Origin of the sequence: Actinophytocola sp., from assembly GCF_009379765.1 — a bacterium.
In the GTDB taxonomy this organism is placed as follows: domain Bacteria; phylum Actinomycetota; class Actinomycetes; order Mycobacteriales; family Pseudonocardiaceae; genus Actinophytocola.
Genome location: NZ_WHTD01000174.1, coordinates 1 through 17538, shown reverse-complemented (window position 1 = coordinate 17538; position 17538 = coordinate 1). Strand labels below are relative to the sequence as shown.

The window sequence follows — 17538 nt, the reverse complement described above, 5'->3', positions numbered from 1 at the left end:
TACGTGTCGGTCACGTGGAAGTCGATCGGCGGCGACGCCAGCAGCACCCCACTCATCCCGCCGAACAGGAACGTCACCAGGAACCCGATGCTGAACAGCATCGGCGTCTCGAAGGTCAGCTGCCCCTTCCACATGGTGCCGATCCAGTTGAAGAACTTGATCCCCGTTGGCACCGCGATCATGAAGCTCATCAACGAGAAGAACGGCAGCAGCACCGCACCGGTGGCGAACATATGATGCGCCCACACCGTGATCGACAGCCCGGCGATGCTCATGGTGGCGTAGACCATGCCGCGGTAGCCGAACATCGGCTTTCGGGAGAAGACCGGGATGATCTCGGTGACGATGCCGAAGAACGGGATCGCGACGATGTACACCTCGGGGTGGCCGAAGAACCAGAACATGTGCTGCCAGAGGATCGCCCCGCCGTTGGCCGGGTCGAACACGTGCGCACCCAGCTGCCGGTCGGCCAGCAGCCCCAGCAGCGCCGCGGTGAGCAGGGGGAAGGCTATCAAGATCATGATGCTCGTGATCAGGATGTTCCACGTGAAGATCGGCATCCGGAACATGGTCATTCCCGGTGCGCGCAGGCACACCACCGTCGTCACCATGTTGACCGCGCCGAGAATCGTGCCCAGACCGCTGACCACCAGCCCGGTGATCCACAGGTCACCGCCCACGCCCGGCGAGTGGGCGGCGCCGGACAGCGGTGTGTAGCCGAACCAGCCGAAGTCCGCGGCGCCGCCCGGGGTGAGGAATCCCGCCAGAACGATCAGGCCGCCGAACAGGAACAGCCAGTAGGACAGCGCGTTGAGCCGGGGGAAGGCCACGTCCGGCGAGCCGATCTGCAACGGCAGCACGTAGTTGGCGAACCCGAACAGCGTGGGCGTCGCGTACAGCAGCAGCATGATCGTGCCGTGCATGGTGAACAGCTGGTTGTACTGCTCCGGCGAGAGGAACTGCATTCCCGGCCGGGCCAGCTCGGTCCGCATCAACATCGCCATCACGCCGCCGGCCAGGAAGAACCCGAACGACGTGGTCAGGTACAGGATGCCGATCTGCTTGGGATCTGTGGTGCGGATGGTCCGAAGCAGGGCGGATCCCTTCGGCGACGGCCGCGCCGGATACGGGTGCGTGAGGATCGGGGTCGGCTTGGTGGTGGTCACCGCGCACGCCGTCGGACGAGAGCAGGCGTCATCGGATGCGCGAACATCGCCTCACCGCTTCCTGTCGGATCACCGCGGCGTTCCCGGTGAGACCGGCCCCAGATATTAATACAATCAAACCTAGTATAAATTACCCCGGAGTCAAGCCGCGGTCATCTCCCGGTCACGCTGATCGAACGGCCCAGTTGGTTACGGTGGGTGGTTGGCACGGGATAGGGGCTGCTCATGGTGAGGTTGGACCGCCTGGTGAACGTGCTGGGCGGCTACGGTGTCCGGCTGTGCTGCTGTCCGGTGTCGCGGTCGGTGGAGCTGCGCAGCGTGGTGATGCACGACGCCGCCGACGACCGCGTGGTGGTGGGCGACGTGTTCCTCGCAGTGGGCGCCGGGTCGCTGGTCGAGGGCGTGCGGCGGGGGGCGTCGGCGCGGGCGAGGGTGGTGCTGGTTCGTGGTGCCGCGGGCGAGGAGCGGGCCGCCGTGTCGGTCGGCGAGGCCGAGGGCGTTGCGGTGATGGTGGTCGATCCCGAGGTGTCGTGGAGCCAGCTGGCCGGCGTGGTCTACGGGCTGGTGCTGGAGGGCCGGGAGACCGAGTCCGGCCGCGGACCGACGGACCTGTTCGCGTTGGCCGACAGTCTGGCGGGAGCGATCGGTGGTGCGGTGACCATCGAGGACCGGCTGTCGCGGGTCCTGGCCTACTCGAGCCTGCAGCAGGAGGCCGACCCGGCGCGGGTGGAGACGATCCTGGGGCGGCAGGCGTCGGAGCGGATGCGGGAGCTGTTCGACGCCCGCGGGGTGTTCGCGCACCTGGCGGCCTCCGACGAGCCGTTGTTCGTCGAGGCGGACGAGCGGCACGGGCTGAGCGGGCGGATGGTGGTCGCGGTGCGCGCGGGCAGGGAGCTGCTGGGCACGGTGTGGGTCATGAGCCCGACCCCGCTGACCGGCGTTCGGCGCACCGCGTTGGCCGACGGCGCGCGCACGGTGGCGTTGCACCTGCTGCGGTCGCGGGCGAGCGCGGATCTGGAGCGCCAGGTCGAGTCCGACCTGGTGATCGAGTTGCTGGAGGGGACCGCGGACGCCGCGACGGTCGTCAGCAGGCTGGGGTTGCCGCAAGGACCGCTGCGGGTGGTCGCGGTCCGCGCGCACATCGCGGCCGAGCGGCACGCCGCGTTGCTGCTCGCCTTCGAACGGGCCACCACCGGCTTCGGCTGGTCGCGGCCAGGACGCAGTGCCCTGGCGGGCAACACGCTCCACACGATCCTGTCCGGTGAGCGGGCCGACGCAGCTCGCGAGTGGGTCGCGGCACTGCGGTCCGCGCTGCCCCCGCACGTGGTGGTGTCGGCCGGAATCGGCGGGGTCGCGTCGGCGGCCGATCTGCCGGCGAGCCGGCAGGAGGCCGACGAGTGCCTGGCCCTGCACGAGGCCCGCCCGCCGGACGCCCCGCCGCCGGCCTATGACGAGTCCTGGGACGACATCCTCCTGCAGCGGCTGCGCGGCGCCGCGCGGACCGGGCGCACCCCCGCGCGGGGGCCGGTGGCCGAGCTGCGCCGCCACGACCACGAGCGCGCCACCCTCTATGTGGCGACCCTGCGCGCGTGGCTGGACGCCCAGGGCGACCTCGCCGAGGCGGGCGAGCGGCTCGGCGTGCATCCGAACACCGTGCGCTACCGGCTGCGCAAGATGGCCGAGGTCACCACCCTCGACCTGACCGACCCACGCAAGCGACTGGCCATGATCATCGACCTCGCCGCCACCGACGAGTAGCCAACCCCGCGAGTCCAACCCCCAGAACCCGCGAGTCCAACGTTCGGGACCCGCGTGTCCAACGCTCCGGCGCTGTCCGATCTCGACAACGCGGCGGTACCCCGGTTGTCGGGATCGGACAACAGCCTGCCCCGATTCCTGGGCCACCCTCGAGTCAAGAGCACTCGGGTGGAGGTGGTTGTCGTGGCCGGCGTCGAACACATCGACGGTGGGCCGCGCACGGCAGTCGTGGTCGGCGCGGGCATCGTGGGCCTGTCGACCGCGTGGTTCCTGCAGGAGCGCGGGGTCGACGTGCGAGTGGTCGACCGCACCGGCGTGGCCGCAGGGGCGTCCTGGGGCAACGCCGGCTGGATCGCACCCGGCTTGGCCATCCCGCTCAACGAGCCCGCGGTGCTGCGCTACGGCCTGCGGTCGCTGCTGAACCCGTCCGCGCCGCTGCACATCCCGTTGCGCAGCGACCCACGGCTGTGGGCATTCCTGGCCCGGTTCGCGGCGAATTGCCGCTGGTCGTCGTGGACCAGGGCGGCGCAGGCCAACCTGCCGCTCAACGAGGAATGCGTCGAGGCCTTCGACGTGCTCACCGCCAACGGCGTGGAAGCTCCCACGATCGAGGCGCCGATCACCGCGGGGTTCCGGACCTCCCGGCAGGCCGAGGGTCTGCTGCGGGAGCTGCGCAGGCTCGCCGAGGTCGGGCAGCCGGTCGCGCATACCGAACTTTCCGCCGACGAGCTGCGTGACCACGTCCCGGTCGCGTCCGCCGCCCTCACCGCGGGCGTGCGCATCGACGGGCAGCGCTACCTCGACCCGGGCGGTTTCGTCCGTGCCCTGGCCCGGTCGGTCGTCGCCAGGGGCGCCACGATGCACACGTTCGAGGTCGTCGACGTTCGCGCGAACCGCGGCGGCGTCACGGTGCATCGCGGCAACGGCAAGGCATTGGTCGCCGACGTGGCCGTCCTGGCCACCGGTGCGTGGCTGTCCCCGCTGGCCTCCCGGTGGGGCGTGCGCGTCCCGGTGCGGGCCGGCCGCGGGTACTCCTTCACCGTGCCCGTGGACCGCCCGGTCCCCGGCCCGGTCTACCTGCCCGACGTGCGGGTGGCGTGCACTCCCTACCAGGGGGCGCTGCGGGTCGCGGGCACCATGGAGTTCCGCGATCCCGACGCGCCCGGCGTCCCGGCCAGGCTGGCGTCGATCATCGCGGCCGCCCGTCCACTGCTGGACGGGGTGCGCTGGGAGGAACGCAGGGACGTCTGGGTCGGCCCGCGTCCCGTCACCCCCGACGGCCGGCCACTGGTCGGCGCTGTGCGCGCGCCGGGTGTCTACGTCGCGGGCGGGCACGGCATGTGGGGACTGGCCCATGGCCCGGTCACCGGGCGCCTGCTGGCCGAGCAGATCACCACCGGCAAGCAGCCCGCCGCGCTGCGCGAGCTCGACCCCCTTCGGTGACACCGCACCCTGACCACTGACCACCCTCGAAGTCCGTGAGGTCGGCGCCGATCATGACCCGGCTCGCACGGACCCCCCGCCGTCAGGGCGGCCCCTCCCCTCCGGCCGCCCTGACGGCACCTTCCACCGCACCCGCCAAGGGAGACAGCACCATGACCAGCACCCAGCGCGTCTGGCTGACGCCACAGGCCCACCGCCGGCTCTCGGACGAGCTCGCCGCGCTCCTCGCGCCCCGGCCCGTCCGAGCCGCCGACGAGGCCGCCGACCAGGACGACGCCACGATCCGGCGGCAGACGCGGATCCGGGAGATCCTGGATCTCCTGGACGACGCCGTCGTCGGCGAGGACGCGCCCGACGACGGGGTCGCGGAGGCCGGGATGGTGCTCACCGTCCGCTACGACGACACCGACGAGGCCGAGACGTTCCTGCTCGGCGTGCGTGACGCCGAGCACAGCGACATCGAGGTCTACTCGACCCGGTCACCGCTGGGCACGGCCCTGACCGGAGCACGCCAGGGGGAGCAGCGCACCTTCCGCGTCCCCAACGGCAGCACCCGCCGGGTCACCCTGCTCAAGGCCGTTCCCTATGGACAGCACCGCCTCGAGTACACACCCTGACCCGGCACGCCTCGGCCAGGACGGCGATGCTGAGGACGAACGGCACGAGCGTGCTCACCGCGAGCAGGATCGTGTCGGCCAGCAGGTGGGGATGCTCGGCGCGGACCGTTCGGCGCACCTCGGGCCGGGACAGCTCGCGGATGCGCCCACCGAGGTCGCCCCGCAGCCACGACCGCACGCCGAAGCCGGCGACGACCGCGCAGTTGACCGCGGTGCCGCACGCCAGCACGGCGATGGGCCAACGGTCCTGGCGCAGGAGGCTCACCGCGATGAACAGGGCCGCCAGGCCGGTGAAGCCGAACTCCAGGGTGGCGAACCGGGTGCCGTTCAGCCGGTTGTGCACCTGGATGCGCCCGATCATCCGGCCTTCCCGGTGCCGAGGTTGTCGAGCATCCGCCCCAGCAGCGCGGTGACCTGTTCGATCTCCTCGGCGGTGAAGCCGTCGAGGAGCCGGCTGGTCACCCGGCCGAAGCAGGGTCCGAGGCGCGGCACGAGTGCCTTGCCCTTGCCGGTCAGCTCGATGACGACGGACCGCCGGTCGTCCGGGTTGCCGCGACGCACGAGCAAACCCTTGTCCGCCAAGCGGTCGAGCAGCCTGGTCATGCCGGCGGCGTCGGTGCCCAGCTTCGCGGCCAGCTGGTTCGGGCTGGCCTGCTGCCGTGCGGCGTTGAGCAGGAGCGCCGCCTGCTGGCTGGTGACCTCGAGCGGGGCGAGCTGACGTTCCAGCGCGGTGCCCAGCTCGCGCGCCACCTGGTTGAGCAGCGATCCACCGCCGAGCACGAGCCGGATCGGAACCGTGGAGTCCATGCCCGTCAGCTTAGCTGCTTGGACACTTGCTGTCGCGACAGCTAATTGCTAGCTTTGCGCCATGACCGAACACAACTCGAAGTCAGAAGGAGCGTCGCCCCATGTCCTGATCATCGGCGGCGGAGTCGGCGGCCTCTGCCTCGCCCAGGGGCTCACGAAGTCGGGGATCAGCGTCGCGCTCTACGAACGCGGTGAGTCCGCGTCCTTTCGGGGACAGGGCGCCCGTATCTCGCTCAAGAAAGCCGGCAGCGACGCGCTGCGGGCCTGCCTCCCGGGCAACCTGTTCGACCTGTGCGTGGCCACCTCGATCGCGCCGGCAACGCGGATGGCGGTCACCGACCAGTGGCTCAACGAGGCGTTCGCCATGCCGATCCCGCACGTCGAACCCGAGGACTCGACCTTCGGGGTGAACCGGCTCACGATCCGGGAGATCCTGCTCAGCGGCCTGGACGACGTCGTGCACTTCACGAAGAGCCTCGTCCGGTACGAGCACCCGGCCGACGGCCGGGTCCGCGCGCACTTCGCCGACGGCACCGCCGCCACCGGCGACCTGCTCGTCGGCGCGGACGGGACCAACTCGGTCACCCGCAACCAACTCGTGCCGGACGCCGAGCTCGAGGATCTCCACTGGTCGATCTGGGGCAAGACGCCCATCACCGGCGGCCTCGAGTGGGTGCCCGAGGTCCTCGTCGACTCCTTCAACCGCATCAAGGGACCCGGTGGGACGAGCATGAGCGTGGCGACCTGCCGGCCCCGGACGCCGGTGGCCGACGCCGTCGCCGCGCTCGCCCCGGGAACCCGGCTCACCGAGGTGCCGGACTACTTCTCCTGGACCGTCTCGCTCACCGACGAGTTCCGGGACGGCGACAGCGCGACGCTGCACCGCCTGGTGCGCGACCTGACCGCCGACTGGCATCCCGCGGTGCGACGCATCGTCGCCGAGGCCGAGGTGCCGGCCACCTTCCCGGTGAACATTCGCTCCGCGCGGCCGGTGCTGGCGTGGTCGGACCCCGCCGTGACGTTGCTCGGCGACGCGATCCACACCATGTCCCCTGGTCGCGGCGAAGGAGCCAACACGGCACTGCGCGACGCCGAACTGCTGCGCGGCGCACTGGTCGACGTCACCACGAAGGGCGTGCCGCTCGGGCAGGCCAAGGCGGCGTACGAAGCGGAGATGCTGCGCCACGGGTTCGCGGCCGTCGCGAGCTCCCGCACCAACCCGTTGATGCGCATGGGAAGCACTGGCTAGTCCAGCACGTATCCCGCGAGTCCAACGCCCAGGACCCGCGAGTCCAACGCCCAGGACCCGCGAGTCCAACACTCACGACCCGCGAGTCCAACGTTCGCGACCCGCGAGTCCAACGCTCACGACCCCGAACGTTGGACTCGTGGGCGTTTGCTAATGTTCGCAACTGCTGAAGTGTGCGGGCTGGTTGGAGTCGTCGGGTGAGCAAGCCGCTGTACGAGCTCAAGGCCGAGTTCTTCCGGACGCTGGGCCATCCGGCCCGGATCAGGGTGCTCGAGCTGCTCAGCGAGCGCGAGCACGCGGTCTCGGAGCTGGTGTCGGACGTGGGGATCGAGCCGGCGAACATGTCCCAGCACATGGCGGTGCTGCGGCGGGCGGGGCTGGTGACCGCGCGCAAGGACGGCTCGGCCGTCCACTACTCGTTGACCAGCCCGCACGTGGCGGAGCTGCTGGCGGTCGCCCGGCTGATCCTCACCGGCGTGCTGTCGGGGCAGGTCGAGCTGCTCGAGGACCTCCGCGGGCCCGACCCGCGGTCGCCGTCGGCGCGCGGTCGGAGGCCGGGGCGGGCCTGAGTACCGCGCCGTCCCCGGCTTCCGTTCGGGTGACCGCTCTTTTCCTTGGCACGACGCGCTTGAACGACGCGGGAGTGGACATGGTCGGTTTGTGGCGCAAGATCCTCCGGACCGGGCGGGTGGCCGAACCCGCGCCGGGGCGACCGGGGTACGGCGTGCCGGCGGTGGCGGCCGAGCTCGGGGGATCGGTGCAGGTCCGACACGTGGACGCCGGCTCGTGCAACGGGTGCGAGGTGGAGATCGCCTCGGCGTTCGGGCCGGTGTACGACGCCGAGCGGTACGGCGCCCGGTTGGTCGCCTCGCCTCGGCACGCGGACGCGTTGCTCGTGACCGGTCCGGTGACCCGCAACATGGCCGAACCGTTGCGGCGCACCTACGACGCGGTGCCGGGGCCGAAGGCGGTCGTGGCGGTCGGCGACTGTGCCCGCAACTGCGGTGTGTTCGCGGGCGCGTACGGCGTCACCGGCGCGGTACGCGACGTGGTGCCGGTGGAGCTGGAGATCGAGGGCTGCCCGCCCCGGCCGGAGGCCATCGTCGAAGGACTGCGAAGGCTGACCGGACGATGAGCCTCGCGGCGTCGTTCCTGTTCGCCGCCGCGGTCGTCGGTGTGCTCACCGCGCTGGCCGCGGCAGTGCCCGCCGGTGTGCTGCCCGCCGGTGTGCTCCCCGGTGGCGGCACCCGGTCGAGGGTGGCCGGGATCGGCACCGCGCTGACCGGGACGGCCGGCGCGGTCGCGGGCGTCGCGGCCATGACGGGCGAGCCGTTCTCCGTCGCGCTGCCCGGGCTCCTTCCGCTTGCCGGCGTGACGATCGCGCTGGACGCGCTCGGCGGGCTGTTCGTCACCGTGGTCGGCGGGGTCGCGGTGCTGGCCGGGGTCTACGGCATCGGCTACGCGCGGTCGCGGGTGGAGCAGGTGGTCGTACCGCTGTTCGTGGTGGCGATGCTGCTGGTGCCCGCGGCGGGGAGCGTGGGCACGTTCCTGGTCTGCTGGGAGCTGATGGCGCTGACCTCGCTCCTGCTCGTGGTCACCGAGCACCGGTGCCGGCCCGAGGTCGCCGCGGCCGGCCGGTGGTACGCGGTGATGACCCATCTCGGGTTCGTCTTCGTCCTCGGTGGACTGCTGGTGTTCGCCGCACAGGCCGGGGACGACACGTTCGCCGCGTTGCGGGCGGCGGAGCCGGCGCAGGCTGTCGCCGGGCTGGTGTTCGTGCTGACGCTGGTCGGGTTCGCGTCGAAGGCGGGCATCGTGCCGCTGCACGTGTGGTTGCCGCGCGCGCATCCGGAGGCGCCGAGCCACGTGTCCGCGCTGATGTCGGCGGCCATGGTCACGCTCGGCGTCTACGGCATCGTGCGCGTCGGGTTCGACCTGCTGGGTGGCGGGCCGCGATGGTGGTGGCTGCTGGTGCTCGCGCTGGGCGCGCTCTCCGCGGTGTACGGGATCCTGCAGGCGGCGATGAGCACCGACCTCAAGCGGCTGCTCGGCCAGTCCACCACCGAGAACATGGGGCTCGTGCTGGTCGGGGTGGGCGCGGCCGGGCTGTTCGCGTCGTCCGGTGACCGGGTCCTGGCCGGGTTGGCGCTGGCGGCGGCGCTGCTGCACGTGCTCAACCACGCGGCGTTCAAGACGTTGCTGTTCCTCGCGGCCGGATCGGTGCTGCACGGCACCGGCACTCGCGACCTGGACGCGCTCGGCGGTCTGCGGCACCGGATGCCGGCGACGACCGCCGCGTTCGGGTTGGGAGCGCTGGCCGCCTCGGCGTTGCCGCCCGGCACCGCGTTCGTGTCGGAGTGGTTGCTGCTCCAGGCGCTGATCCACGGGTTGCCGGGCGCCGGGACGGCCGTCGCGGTCGCGATGCCGGTCGCGGTGGCGGCGGTCGCGCTCACCGCGGGCCTCGCCGTGGCCACGTTCGTCAAGGCGTTCGGCGTCGGTTTCCTTGCCAGGCCACGCAGTTCCGCCGCAGAGGACGCGCACGAGAGCCCGCGCAGCATGGTCGCCGGAATGGGCCTCGCCGGGATCGCGTGCGTGGTGCTGGCGTTGCTGCCGGCCGCGGTGCTGCCCGCGATCGGCGCCGCGACCGGCGTCGCGGTGGGCGCGGGCGACCCGGCGGTGTCCGGCACGGTCACCGTGCGGCTGGCGGGGGTCACCGGCGCGGTGTCACCGCTGCTGCTGACCTTCGCGCTGGTCGTCGCGCTGGTCGCGGTCGCAGGGGCGGTGCGGCTGGTGGCCGTGCGGCGGAGCCGGCGCGCGGCACGGTTGTGGGACTGTGGCGCCGGTCCGTTGACCGCGCGCATGGAGTACACCGCGACGTCGTTCGCCGAGCCGCTGCAGCGGGTGTTCGACAACGTGGTCGCGCCGGAGCAGGACGTGGACGTGAACCACCACGAGGAGTCCCGGTACCTGGTGCGGGCGGTCGAGTACCGCAGGCGGGTGCCCGAGCGGATCGAGCGCAAGCTCTACCAACCCGCGCTCGCGGTGCTGGCCGCGTGGGGCCGGGCCGGGCGCCGGCTCGCCACCGGAAGCGTGCACCGCTACCTCGGCTACGGCTTCTACGCCGTGTGCGGGCTGCTGGTCCTGCTGGCGGCGACCCGGTGAGCGAGCTTGCGAGTGAACGGTTGACACAGGGCGAGCTTGCGAGTGAACGGTTGACACAGGGCGAGCTTGCGAGTGAACGGTTGACACAGGGCGAGCGCGGGCGGCGGCACCGAGCCTGCGAGGGGGCGTCGTGAATACCCTGGGGCTGGTCGGCGGGATCGTGCAGCCGGTGCTCGTCGTCGCCGGGTCACCGCTGCTCGTCGGGCTGATGCGGCAGGTGCGGGCCAAGCTGGAGGGTCGCTCCGGTGCCGGCGCCTGGCAGCCGTACCGGGACCTGCGCAAGCTGTTCCGCAAGGAGCCGGTCGAGCCGCGCGGCACCACCGAGGTGTTCCGGATCGCACCGCTGGTCCTGGTGGCGACGACGGTGGTCGTCTCGGTCGTGGTTCCGTTCGTGACCACCGCCTCCGCGGTCGACCCGGTCGCCGACCTGTTCGCGGTCGTCGCGTTGCTGGCCCTGGGCGCGGTGGCGCTCGCGCTCGCCGGCCTGGACACCGGCACGGCGTTCGGCGGGATGGGCGCCAGCCGGGAGATGACGATCCTGGCGCTGGTGGAGCCGACGCTGCTCGTGGCGATCTTCGCCCTGTCCGCCCGGGTCGGCTCGACCAACCTGGGTGCCATCGTGTCCGCCACGCTGCACGACCCGATCCGGGTGATCTCGCCGGGGAGCCTGCTGGCCGCCGTGGCGCTGGTCGTGGTGATCGTCGCCGAGACGGGCCGGCTGCCGGTGGACAACCCCGCCACGCACCTCGAGCTGACGATGGTCCACGAGGCGATGGTGCTGGAGTACGCCGGTCCGGACCTCGCGCTCGTCGAGCTGGAGTCGGCGATGCGGCTGTCGGTGCTGCTCGGACTGCTGGCGAACCTGTTCCTGCCGTGGGGCATCGCGACCACGGCCACCGCGGGCGCGGTGGCCGTCGGAGTGGCGGCACTGGTCGTCAAGGTCGGGCTGCTCGGCGCCGTCCTGGCCGCGACCGAGGTGTTCGTGGCCAAGCTGCGGCTGTTCCGGGTGCCGGAGCTGCTGGCCGGCTCGTTCCTGCTGTCCCTGCTGGCGGTCGCGGCCTCGTTCTTCCTGGCCTGAAAGGGGAAACGTCGTGACCGAGCGTCCGAACGAACCGATGTCACGGAATGACCGTGAACGGCATCGCAGAGCCTGCGGGGAGATACCGTGAACGAGACGCTGTACGTGCAGCTGCTCGACCTCGCCTGCGGCGGTCTGCTGCTGACGTCGGTCCTGGTGCTGTGGCGGCGCGAGGTCGCCGTGCTCATCCGGGTGTTCGCGGTACAGGGGGTCGTCCTGGCGGCGCTCGTCGCGGTGCTGGCCACGCACGAGAGCTCCGGCGAGCTGTGGGGCGTGGCCGCCGGGATCCTGGTGCTGCGGGCCGGTGTGCTGCCCCACCTGTTGCGGCGCGCGCTCGCGGCGTCCGGCGATACCCAGCGGGAGACCAGGCCGCTGGTCAACGTGTCCGCCTCGCTGCTGGTCGCCGCGGCGCTGACGCTGCTCGCCTACGCGGTGTCCCGCCCGCTGGTGGCACTGGCGCCGTCCGCGGCGACGCAGGCGATCCCGATCGGCCTGACCGTGGTGCTGATCGGCTTCTTCGTGCTGGTCACCCGGCGCCGCGCGCTGTCCCAGCTGGTCGGGTTCCTGTTGATGGACAACGGGATCACCGCGGTCGGCTTCCTCACCACGGCAGGTGTCGGGCTGATCGTCGAGATCGGCGTCTCGCTCGACGTGCTGCTCGCCCTGCTGGTTCTGCAGATCCTCACCGTGCGGATGCGGGAGGCGTTCGGCGATACCGACCTCGACGAGCTCCGGGAGCTGCGGGACTGATGATGACCGTGTTCATACTCGCCCCGCTGGTCGTGCCGATGCTCGGCGCGCTCGGCCACGCGGTGCGCGGCCGGCACCGCGGCACCGCCTGGGCCGCCGCCGCGAGCGCGGGGCTCGTGCTGCTCGCCGCGGTCGGCGCCGCGGTCGTGGTGGTCGACTCCGGCGCCTACACCGCCGCCGGGGGACTGGTCCGGGTGGACGCGCTGTCGGCGTTCATGCTCGTGGTGATCGGCGCGGTCGCGTTGCTCGCGGCCCTCGCCACCCCCGCCTACCTGCGTGCCGAGATCGAGGCGGGCCGGGCCACCGACCGCACCGCCCGCCGGCACAGCCTGCTCGTCCAGCTGTTCCTCACCGCGATGGCCCTCGCCGTGCTGGCCGCGAACCTCGGGGTGCTGTGGGTGGCGGTCGAGGCCACCACGATCGTCACCGCGTTCCTGGTCGGGCAGCGCCGGACCCGCGCCGCGGTGGAGGCGGCGTGGAAGTACGTGGTGATCTGCTCGGCGGGCATCGCGCTCGCGTTGCTGGGCACCGTCGTGCTCAACTTCGCCGCCACGCACGCGCCCGGGGGAGCGGGGCTGGACCTGGCGTCGCTCACCGCGCACGCGGCCGGCCTGGACGACGGGGTCACCCGGATCGCGGTGGTGCTGCTGGTCGTCGGGTTCGGCACCAAGGCCGGGCTCGCGCCGCTGCACGCCTGGCTGCCCGACGCGCACAGCCAGGCGCCGGCCCCGGTGTCCGCGCTGATGTCCGGGGTGCTGCTGTCGGTCGCCTTCTACGCGATCCTGCGGGTCAAGGGCATCTCCGACGCCGCGCTCGGGACCGGGTTCGCCCGCGTGCTGCTCGCCGTGCTCGCGGTGGCGTCCCTGGTCGTCGCGGCGTCGCTGCTGCTCGGTCAGCGGGACTACAAGCGGATGCTGGCGTACTCCAGCATCGAGCACCTCGGCCTCGTCGCGTTCGGTGCGGCCGTCGGCGGCCCGCTCGCGCTGGCCGCGGTGCTGCTGCACATCCTGGGCCACGGGTTGACCAAGGCGGTGCTGTTCCTGGGCGCCGGGCGGGTCCTCCAGCTCACCGGTTCCAGCCGGATCGACACCGATGATCTGCTTGCAGGATCGAGCATCGCGCCGGTCCGCGGGCTCGTAGTGAGACATCCCGTGCTGGCGGGTGCGATCGGGGTCGGCGTGCTCGCGCTGATCGGCCTGCCGCCGTTCAGCCTGTTCGCGAGCGAGCTCGGCATCGCCAGGGCCGGGTTCGCGGCCGGGCTCGGCTGGTTGACCGCGGTCGCGTTGGCTCTCGTGGTGGTCATCGCCGTCGCGCTGATCGGCCACACCAGCCGGATGCTGCTCGGCGACCCACCGAACGACCCGCCCGGTGGACCGGGCGCGGCCACCGCGACACACCGGCTGCCCGCCGGCACGACCGCCGCGTTGCTGGGCGGCCTGGTCGGGTGCGCGGTGCTGGGCGTCGCCGCCGAACCCCTGGCCACGCTGCTGCGGCTGGCCGCCGAGACCGTGGGAGGGACCCCGTGACAGCGCCGACGCCCGGTCCGCCCGGCGACCCCGCCGGGTACCGCCGCACCGCGCTCACGATCACCGCCGACGAGCTGCCGGCCCACGCGAGCTCGTTGCTGGACAAGGGATACCGGGTCGCACTGGTCGCCGGCCAGCACGACGCCGGTGAGCGGGACGGCGACCGGCTTCGCGCGGTGTACCTGTTCACCGCCGCCGCCCCCGACCGGCGGGTCGAGCTGCACGTCCGGCTCGACCGGGCCGATCCGTCGGTGCCGAGCCTCGCCGGCCTGTCCTTCGCCGCCGGCCGGTTCGAACGCGAGATGCGCGACCTGTTCGGCATCGTGCCCGTCGGTCATCCGCTGCCGAGGCGGCTGGTGCGACACTTCCACTGGCCGCGCGGCTGGTACCCGATGCTCGCCGACGCCGGTGAGCCACCGGAGTTCGGCGATGTCGAGGGTCCGTTCCCGTTCAGCCCGGTCGAAGGCGCGGGGGTGTACGAGATCCCGGTCGGGCCGGTGCACGCCGGGCTGATCGAATCGGGCCACTTCCGGTTCTCCGTGGTCGGCGAGACCATTCTCAAGCTCAAGGCGCGGCTCTGGTTCGTCCACAAAGGAATCGAGCGGATGTTCCACGGCCGCGCGCCGGAGCAGGCGATCGAGCTCACCGAACGGGTCAGCGGGGACACGGCGGTCGGGCACACCCTTGCGTTCTGCCAGGCGGTCGAGGACGCGTGCCAGTACTCCGTCGCGCCGGACGCCCAGCGGATCCGGGCGATACTGCTGGAGCTGGAGCGCCTCTACAACCACGTCACCGACCTCGGCGCGCTGTGCAACGACGTCGGCTACGGCATCCTCAACGCGCACGCGCAACGGGTCCGCGAGCAGCTCCTGCGCATCAACGACACGGTGACCGGGCACCGGCTGCTGCGCGGCGCCGTCCACCCCGGCGGGGCGACGGTCCGTGCACTGCCCGACCCCGACCGGCTCACCGCGATCGGGGCCGATGTCGCCGAGATCGTCGCCCTCGCACTGGACAACAACGTCGTGGCCGACCGGTTCACCGGCACGGCGGTCCTCACCCGGGACCAGGCGGTCGACCTCGGCGCGCTCGGCTACGTCGCGCGTGCCAGCGGGCTCGCCGTCGACGCCCGCCACGACCACCCGTTCCTGCTCGGCGACCTGCCCCGCGCCGAACACACCCGCACCGACGGCGACGTGCTGTCCCGGTTCCTGGTCCGCGCGGAGGAGATCGCCGAGTCCATCCGGTTGGTCAACACCTTCGCCGACCAGGGTTTCGCCGAGCCGGCCGAGCCGGCCCTGCCCGCCCCGACCGCGGCACGCTCGGGCGTCGGAATGGTCGAGGGCTGGCGGGGCACGATCACCCACCGAGTGGAGCTGGCCGCCGACGGCACGCTCACCCGCGTGAAGATCGTCGACCCCAGCTTCTTCAACTGGCCCGCGCTCCCGGTCGCCCTGGCGGATACGATCGTCCCGGACTTCCCGCTGACCAACAAGAGCTTCAACCTCTCCTACGCCGGCAACGACCTCTGAGCACCGGCCGACTCCTCCTGTCCACGTCGGAGGTCTCCGACCGGGAGCCGTGCGTTGCCTCGCCGGTGCCCACAGCTCGACGTAGGGGATCGGCTCCGCGGTCAGGTGGCCGCCGACCCCGGCCGGCCGGGTGGCGAGGACGGTCACCAGCACGCCGCCGTCCACGGCACGGCACGGCACGGACGACGACCTCGCGCGCGGCATCGCCGATCCCGCCGCGCACGTGTACTCGACGACGGCGAAGTGCGACCCGACCAACCTGGTGCCGCCGTGGGTTCACGGCCGGGCCTCGTCCGGCAGGCGATCGCCCAGCTGCCACCGGTGGACGCGGCGAAGATCACCGGAGACCCGGTGTCGTGCGCGGACCCCGACCGGCGACGGACCACCCGGCCGACTTCCTGCGGGTGGCCGGACCAGCGCTCCGCCCCGGCCGCGTGGCATGCCGATCGACGGCGACATGACTACAGTCTGGGTTTCGCCGTAGCGCGGATTGGAGCAGACTCGATGTCCGATCACCCGTCCGTCACGCAGGTGGATGAGCTGGCCAAGGAGCTGCTCGACGATGCGCGCCAGCAGCACACCAAGCGAGCCTCCAGGACCCTCGTCACCGGTACCTCGCAACGCGTGACCCTGATCGCGCTGGCCGAAGGCGCCGAGCTGGCCGAGCACGGCGCTCCCTCGGCCGCCACCCTGTACGTCGTGGTCGGGCGGGTTCGCCTGCACACCCATGACAAGGAATGGGCCCTCGACCCCGGGCAGCTCGTCACCATCCCGCCGCAGCGGCACGGCCTGACCGCCGATACCGATGCCGCCGTCCTGCTCACCGTCGCATTGCGCTGAGACCCCGCAGGAGTTTGTGATGAGCGACATCTCGGGTCGCCCCGTCGTGGTCGGCGTCGACGGGTCGGAGAGCAGCCTGCGCGCGGTGCGCTGGGCCGCCGACCGATGCGGCCGCAGAGGCACGGGGCTGCGCCTGGTTCATGCCTGCCAGGTTCCGACCGGCTACCGACCCGGAATCGTCGACGAGGGCACGCTGCGCACCGCGATGGAAAGCCAGAGCCGCGGTTGGCTGGCCGAGGCTCGCCAGGCCGCCGAACAAGCGGTCCCCGGGCTGCACATCGACACCGTCCTCGAGGTCGCGCCCTCGGTGCCCGCGCTGGTCAAGGAGTCCGGGGACGCCTCGCTGCTCGTTCTCGGCAGCCGAGGGCTCGGCGGGTTCACCGGGTTGCTCGTCGGCTCCACGTCGGTGGAGCTGGCCGGCCGGGCCCGATGCCCGGTCGTCGTCGTGCGCGGACCCGGGGACGAGGCGCCGCCCACCGAAGGACCGGTGGTGGTGGGGGTCGACGGTACGGAGCTGAGCGAGGCCGCGATCGGCTTCGCGTTCGCGGAGGCCTCGGTTCGCCAGGCCGAGCTGGTAGCGCTGCACGCATGGACCGATCTGGTTCTGGAGACCGCCTTCCCCAGCGGGGCGGCGGCGCTGGACTTCACCCCGCTGGCCCAGGAGGCCGAGGAGACCCTGGCGGAACGGCTCGCCGGCCGGCAGGAGGAGTACCCGGACGTACACGTCACGCGCAAGGTCGTGCGGGAACGGCCGACCCGCGCGTTGTTGCGGTTCGCGGAGAACGCGCAGCTGGTCGTCGTGGGCAGCCGCGGCCGGGGTGGCTTCCGAGGTCTGCTCCTGGGGTCCACGAGCCAGCACCTGCTGCAGCACGCGCGGTGCCCGGTGGCCGTGGTGCGCACCGACAACGAGGCCTGATCACGGTGACGCCGGTGGCTCCTTGCCGGCGTGGCTGCTGAACGGGCCGATGTACTTGTCCGCGTGCGCCCGTTCGACCATGTGCGGGTAGTGCAGGTCGAACGCGGGACGCTCGGAGCGGATCCGGGGCAGCTCGGTGAAGTTGTGCCGGGGCGGCGGCGAGGAGGTGGCCCACTCCAGCGAGTTGCCGAAGCCCCACGGGTCGTCGTCGAGGGCGGGTTCGCCGTAGCGGTAGCTGCGGAAGACGTTCCAGACGAACGGGAGCACGGACGCGCCGAGGACGAAGGATCCGATGGTGGAGATCGTGTTCAGCGTGGTGAACCCGTCGGACGGCAGGTAGTCGGCATAGCGCCGCGGCATGCCCTCGTTGCCCAGCCAGTGCTGGACGAGGAACGTTCCGTGGAAGCCGAGGAACGTGGTCCAGAAGTGGAGTTTCCCGAGTGGCTCGTTGAGGTACCGGCCGGTGATCTTGGGGAACCAGAAGTAGATGCCGGCGTAGGTGGCGAACACGATCGTGCCGAAGAGCACGTAGTGGAAGTGGGCCACCACGAAGTACGTGTCGGTCACGTGGAAGTCGATCGGCGGCGACGCCAGCAGCACCCCACTCATCCCGCCGAACAGGAACGTCACCAGGAACCCGATGCTGAACAGCATCGGCGTCTCGAAGGTCAGCTGCCCCTTCCACATGGTGCCG

General features: G+C 71.9%; 17 protein-coding genes. 13 read left to right on the top strand and 4 right to left on the bottom strand.

Annotated elements, in window-relative coordinates; genetic code table 11:
* On the bottom strand, window positions 1-1166 hold a 1166-nt coding region (locus GEV28_RS35670), incomplete at its 3' end, for a cbb3-type cytochrome c oxidase subunit I (protein ID WP_291417655.1).
* 225 nt (window positions 1167-1391) lie between these two features.
* Here GEV28_RS35670 and GEV28_RS35665 point away from each other — a divergent pair.
* From GEV28_RS35665 to GEV28_RS35655, 3 genes are all read left to right on the top strand, one after another.
* Window positions 1392-2924, top strand: a complete 1533-nt coding sequence (locus GEV28_RS35665; protein WP_291417653.1) for a CdaR family transcriptional regulator — start codon at window positions 1392-1394, stop codon at window positions 2922-2924.
* Between the two features lie 183 nt (window positions 2925-3107).
* A complete protein-coding gene (locus GEV28_RS35660) occupies window positions 3108-4367 on the top strand; it encodes an FAD-dependent oxidoreductase (RefSeq protein WP_291417651.1) in 1260 nt (419 codons plus the stop codon).
* 152 nt (window positions 4368-4519) lie between these two features.
* Window positions 4520-4984 (top strand): GreA/GreB family elongation factor, encoded by a 465-nt coding sequence (locus tag GEV28_RS35655; protein ID WP_291417649.1) that lies wholly within the window; start codon window positions 4520-4522, stop codon window positions 4982-4984.
* On the opposite strand, the gene GEV28_RS35650 is transcribed toward GEV28_RS35655, so the two are convergent.
* Both GEV28_RS35650 and GEV28_RS35645 read right to left on the bottom strand, forming a co-directional pair.
* Window positions 4938-5345 (bottom strand): hypothetical protein, encoded by a 408-nt coding sequence (locus GEV28_RS35650; protein WP_291417647.1) that lies wholly within the window; start codon window positions 5343-5345, stop codon window positions 4938-4940. The two genes, GEV28_RS35655 and GEV28_RS35650, sit on opposite strands and share 47 nt — an antisense overlap.
* Window positions 5342-5791, bottom strand: a complete 450-nt coding sequence (locus tag GEV28_RS35645) for a MarR family winged helix-turn-helix transcriptional regulator (RefSeq protein WP_291417645.1) — start codon at window positions 5789-5791, stop codon at window positions 5342-5344. Before GEV28_RS35645 ends, GEV28_RS35650 begins: the two co-directional genes overlap by 4 nt.
* Before the next feature lie 61 nt (window positions 5792-5852).
* On the opposite strand from GEV28_RS35645, the gene GEV28_RS35640 reads away from it, so the two are divergent.
* The 10 genes from GEV28_RS35640 to GEV28_RS35595 all read left to right on the top strand — a co-directional run bounded on the left by GEV28_RS35640 (window position 5853) and on the right by GEV28_RS35595 (window position 16844).
* Window positions 5853-7040 (top strand): FAD-dependent monooxygenase, encoded by a 1188-nt coding sequence (locus tag GEV28_RS35640; RefSeq protein ID WP_291417643.1) that lies wholly within the window; start codon window positions 5853-5855, stop codon window positions 7038-7040.
* 197 nt (window positions 7041-7237) lie between these two features.
* Window positions 7238-7609, top strand: coding sequence for a helix-turn-helix transcriptional regulator (locus GEV28_RS35635; protein WP_291417641.1), 372 nt, complete (start codon window positions 7238-7240; stop codon window positions 7607-7609).
* 80 nt (window positions 7610-7689) lie between these two features.
* Entirely contained in the window at window positions 7690-8175 is a 486-nt protein-coding gene (locus GEV28_RS35630) for an NADH-quinone oxidoreductase subunit NuoB (protein WP_291417639.1), read from the top strand.
* On the top strand, window positions 8172-10202 hold the full coding sequence (locus GEV28_RS35625) for a proton-conducting transporter membrane subunit (RefSeq protein ID WP_291417637.1): 2031 nt from the start codon (window positions 8172-8174) through the stop codon (window positions 10200-10202). The genes GEV28_RS35630 and GEV28_RS35625 overlap by 4 nt, the downstream gene beginning before the upstream one ends.
* 130 nt (window positions 10203-10332) lie before the next feature.
* Window positions 10333-11280 carry an NADH-quinone oxidoreductase subunit H gene (locus GEV28_RS35620; protein WP_291417635.1) on the top strand — a complete coding sequence of 316 codons (948 nt, stop codon included), beginning with the start codon at window positions 10333-10335 and terminating at the stop codon, window positions 11278-11280.
* An 87-nt stretch (window positions 11281-11367) separates the two neighbouring features.
* The gene (locus GEV28_RS35615) at window positions 11368-12030 is read left to right on the top strand and encodes a hypothetical protein (protein WP_291417634.1); all 663 of its coding nucleotides are present in this window, start codon (window positions 11368-11370) and stop codon (window positions 12028-12030) included.
* Entirely contained in the window at window positions 12030-13556 is a 1527-nt protein-coding gene (locus tag GEV28_RS35610; protein WP_291417633.1) for a proton-conducting transporter membrane subunit, read from the top strand. Before GEV28_RS35615 ends, GEV28_RS35610 begins: the two co-directional genes overlap by 1 nt.
* Entirely contained in the window at window positions 13553-15088 is a 1536-nt protein-coding gene (locus GEV28_RS35605; protein WP_291417632.1) for an NADH-quinone oxidoreductase subunit C, read from the top strand. Before GEV28_RS35610 ends, GEV28_RS35605 begins: the two co-directional genes overlap by 4 nt.
* 504 nt (window positions 15089-15592) lie before the next feature.
* Window positions 15593-15928, top strand: coding sequence for a cupin domain-containing protein (locus tag GEV28_RS35600; protein ID WP_291417630.1), 336 nt, complete (start codon window positions 15593-15595; stop codon window positions 15926-15928).
* A 19-nt stretch (window positions 15929-15947) separates the two neighbouring features.
* Window positions 15948-16844: a universal stress protein gene (locus GEV28_RS35595; RefSeq protein ID WP_291417628.1), complete on the top strand. Its 897-nt coding sequence runs from the start codon at window positions 15948-15950 to the stop codon at window positions 16842-16844.
* On the opposite strand, the gene GEV28_RS35590 is transcribed toward GEV28_RS35595, so the two are convergent.
* Window positions 16845-17538 (bottom strand): cbb3-type cytochrome c oxidase subunit I (locus GEV28_RS35590; RefSeq protein ID WP_291417626.1); only part of this gene is annotated, 694 nt, incomplete at its 5' end. It lies immediately after the preceding gene.